The sequence below is a fragment of the Methylobacterium sp. B1 genome, assembly GCF_000333255.1.
Lineage (GTDB): Bacteria > Pseudomonadota > Alphaproteobacteria > Rhizobiales > Beijerinckiaceae > Methylobacterium > Methylobacterium fujisawaense.
The window spans coordinates 1-3488 of the sequence record NZ_BACT01000909.1 but is presented as its reverse complement, the minus strand read 5'-3'; the positions used below and the strand labels follow the sequence as shown (position 1 = coordinate 3488).

Sequence of the window (3488 nt, the reverse complement as noted above, 5' to 3'; positions counted from 1 at the left end):
TCGAGGAGACGAGATCCGGGCATAATGCTCCAGCGCATTCGGGAAGTCGGTATCGCGCAGGGGGCGATCGGGCCGCTGCGCCGCCTTGAACTCGCGGAACTGCTCCATCAGCCACGCGGGGACCCATTCCTGGAAGCCCGTCAGCCGGCGGGTCTCCTCGTCCTCCCCGGCCGCGCCCAGGAACCAGCCGATGTCGCGAAAGCGGTGGGCGAAGCGGAACTCGTGCTCGTTGGCGGCATCCTCTAGGCAAGGCGCCGTGTAGGGCCGGTTCGGGCGCCGCTCGAGCAGCTCGGTGTCGAAGGCGAAGATCACCCGGTGGCTGATCGGGCTGTCCGGCGCCCGGTCGGCGACCTCGACGATCCGCACGCGCGCCCAGTTGGTCGGCCCGAGGTCGAGTTCCTCGCCGCCCTCGACTCCGGCCTTGACCCGCAGCATCGGCACCGGGGTCCATTTCTCCAGGAAGACCTCGAGGGCGCCGCGCTCGCCGACCGCGTATTCCCGGTCGTCGCCTTGCGCGGTCTCGACCGTGTCGGCGCCCGGGTCGTCCTCGTTCCAGGTCGGGAGCAGGCGGTAGGTCCGGCGTCCGTCGGCTCCGGGCGAGCCTGAGACAGCGCGCTCGACGAAGCGGCGGGACAGGCGGCCGACCGTGTCGATGTGGAAGGCGTATTCCACGAACTGGACGCCGCTGTGCGGGACCAGCCGGATCGTGGGGCCGAAGGGGACGGGGTCGACGAACATCGCGGGTGGCGGGTCTCGTGTGACGCGGGACGGCGGGTCAGGGAGCAACTCTGGGCGTCGGGTCGGTCAGGGCACAGCAGCGTTCCCGGTCGGGGCCTGGGGCCCGCTCTGCGGCGTTGCCGGAATCGGCAGGTCGAAGGACAGCACGGCCTGCGCGACCCTCTCCGCCGAGATCCGGCCGGTGCGCTGCTCGACGACCTCGCCGTGACGCGACAGGATGATCTGGAACGGGATCTCCGGCCTCGCCTCACCGTGACGGGCAAAAAGCCCGACCTCGACGCCGTAGCGGCCCTCTGGGGCGGGGGCATCGTCCCAGATCACGTGCTCCACCGGCCGGCTGGCGCTGCTCCCGCCCTTCTCGTTCTGGTCGGCCACGAGGCGGGCGCCGCAGGAGGCCCGGTGGTCGAAGCTGATGCGCGTGCGGTCCGGACAGACGACCTGGAGGTCGAGATCGGACGCGCCCTCCCACGCGAGCGTCAGTTCGAGACCCTGCCCGCGCTCGATGCCGGTGAGACGCCGCGCGAGGTCGGGCGGGATCACCTGCGGGGCCTCGAGTGCGGCCCGCCGCGGCGGCACCGGGCAGCTCGCGTCGCAGGTGAGCGCCCGGCGCGTGAGGGCGAGTTCGGCGGCCCGCACGGCGCCATCCGTGGTCCGGATCGCCGCGAGGATCGCGCTGCCGTCGGGATCGAGGGCCACCGACGGTGCCGGGCAGTGATCGGGCAGCGCCGCGCGCATCCAGGCGGGCCAGTCGCCGCTGCCGACGGCGCAGGCGCGGAGGAGCCGATCCGCCAAGACGCCGCAGAGCAGCACGAAGACGAGCCAGAGGATCGGCGCGAGCCATGGCCGCCGCGTGGGCGCGAGCCGGACGCCGGGCCGCGGCGCGGGCGCTCCGGCCGTGTCGAAAGGCGGCGCCGGCGGCGGCGCCCAGGGGCTGGCCGGCGCTTCCACCGCCGGGGCGCTCGCCGTGATCGCGGCGCCCCGCGCGACGGCCGGGCCGTCCGAGCCGGCGCGCCGGTAGCCCCAGGCCACCAGAACCGGTTGGCCGTCGACCGACCACAGGTGGTCGGCGTCCGGGACAACAAGCGCTTCCCGCAGCAGACGGGCGAGGTCGCGCGAAGCTTCGCCTTCGCGCTCCAGGCCATCCGCGAAGGTGGTGATCTCGGCGACCAGACGGGCCGCGGTCTCGCGCAGGGTCGTGGCGGCGGCGGGATCGAGCGCGGTCACGGGCCGCGCGTCGCCGTCGAATGCGGCGAACCACGCGAAGCCGGGACGTCCGGTGCCGGCGACCGCGACGGGGGCGGGTTCGGCGAACAGGTGCGCGTGCGCCGGGCTCAGACGGCGCGCCAGCAGGTCGACGAGTTGCTCGTATTGCTGCGCGAGCTTCGGGTTGACCGGGTCGAGGCCGAGGCGGGGCGTCTCGGTGAGCTTCGTGGTCGCGGACATGATGACGGCCCCTCAGCGTGCCGGCGGCCGGGCGTCGCGCCCCGACCGTGGGGCGGCAGTCCGCGCGTCCGGCCGCGGGGCCGTCTGGCCGGCGGGCGCGGCCGGTGCCGGGGCGGGCGGCGTCGCGGCAGCCTCGGCCGGCTCGACCGCGGCGGTCGCCGCCGGGCGGGGTGTCGCCTGGAGATCGCAGGGACGGTCGTCGAGAGCCGCGGTCACGCCGGCGCGCGCCAGGAACGCCGCGAGACCGTCGGCGCCCAGGGCGTAGCGCGCGGTGACCGGCATGCGGTCGTCCGTGCGGCCGAAGGCGTTCACGCCGACGACGCGGCCGCAATAATCGACGAGCGGGCCGCCGCTGTTGCCCGGCGCGATCTCGGCCCCGTGCAGCACCAGCGTCACGGCAGCCTCGTCGTAGCGCTGCAGGTGGTTGACCACGCCGGTCTGGACCACCGGGACGAGGTCGCGGCTCGCCGCGGCGTCGCCGTCCCGGAGGCGCGCGAAGGTCGGGTCGGTGCCGAGATAGAGGCCCGGAAACCCGGCTGCGACCACCGGCGTCAGCGGGCGGCCCGGCTTCGCGAGGGCGAGGGGCCGCCCCCCCGAGCGCGGCGAGACCCGCAGCAGGGCGAAGTCGGTCAAGGGTGCCCGGGTCGCCGACCTGCACCAGGGTCGCCGGAACGACGCCGGCGTGCCGTCCGGCGATCATCAGCGTCGAGGCGCCCTCGACGACGTGGCGATTGGTGACGACGAGGTCGTCCGCGACGAAGAACCCCGAGCCGGTGGCGTCGCCGGCCAGGACCAGGACCGTGCTGCGCTCCAGCCGGTCGACCAGCCCGTCGGTGGCCGGCGCCCCGGGCCGGCCGGATTCCGCCGGGGGCGCCGACGGCTCGACGGCGGCGCGGGCCGCGGGCGCCGCCGCCGGATCCGCGGGCAGGCGCACGCCGGCGGGGCTCTGCGGAACGAGCCCAGGCAGTTCTGTCCGAAGGCGGGGGCAGGCGAATCCCTCCGCCGCGGCGAGGGCGTCGCGCCGACGGCGAAGACCGTCGAGCCAGGCCGTCTGGAAGGCTCGGGACTCGGCCGACACGGATTGGGGCAGCGGCGGGAAGGCCAGGACGCCCGGTACGTAGGAGAGCGCGACCAGGGCCGCAGCGATTCCGGTGGCGACGACCGGCGCGATGCCGCCGCCTCCGGCCGGCCGCGCGGGGACACCGCGAGGCGGTCCGGGAGACGCATCCGGGCCGGCCGCGGCCGCCGGCTTGAAAGCGTGCGGCCCAGTCCTCACGGTCGACCGGCGGATAGGGAGGTGATCGGGG

3 protein-coding genes are annotated in these 3488 nt (G+C 75.4%); all 3 read right to left on the bottom strand.

The window, feature by feature from the left end:
* A partial coding sequence (locus tag I53_RS25715) for a virulence factor SrfB (RefSeq protein WP_043356173.1) occupies nucleotides 1-738 on the bottom strand: 738 nt, incomplete at its 3' end.
* Between the two features lie 66 nt (nucleotides 739-804).
* On the bottom strand, nucleotides 805-2181 hold the full coding sequence (locus tag I53_RS25710) for a hypothetical protein (RefSeq protein WP_043356171.1): 1377 nt from the start codon (nucleotides 2179-2181) through the stop codon (nucleotides 805-807).
* A gap of 12 nt (nucleotides 2182-2193) precedes the next feature.
* Entirely contained in the window at nucleotides 2194-2814 is a 621-nt protein-coding gene (locus I53_RS35520; RefSeq protein ID WP_043356169.1) for a trypsin-like peptidase domain-containing protein, read from the bottom strand.
* Nucleotides 2815-3488: the final 674 nt, after the last annotated feature.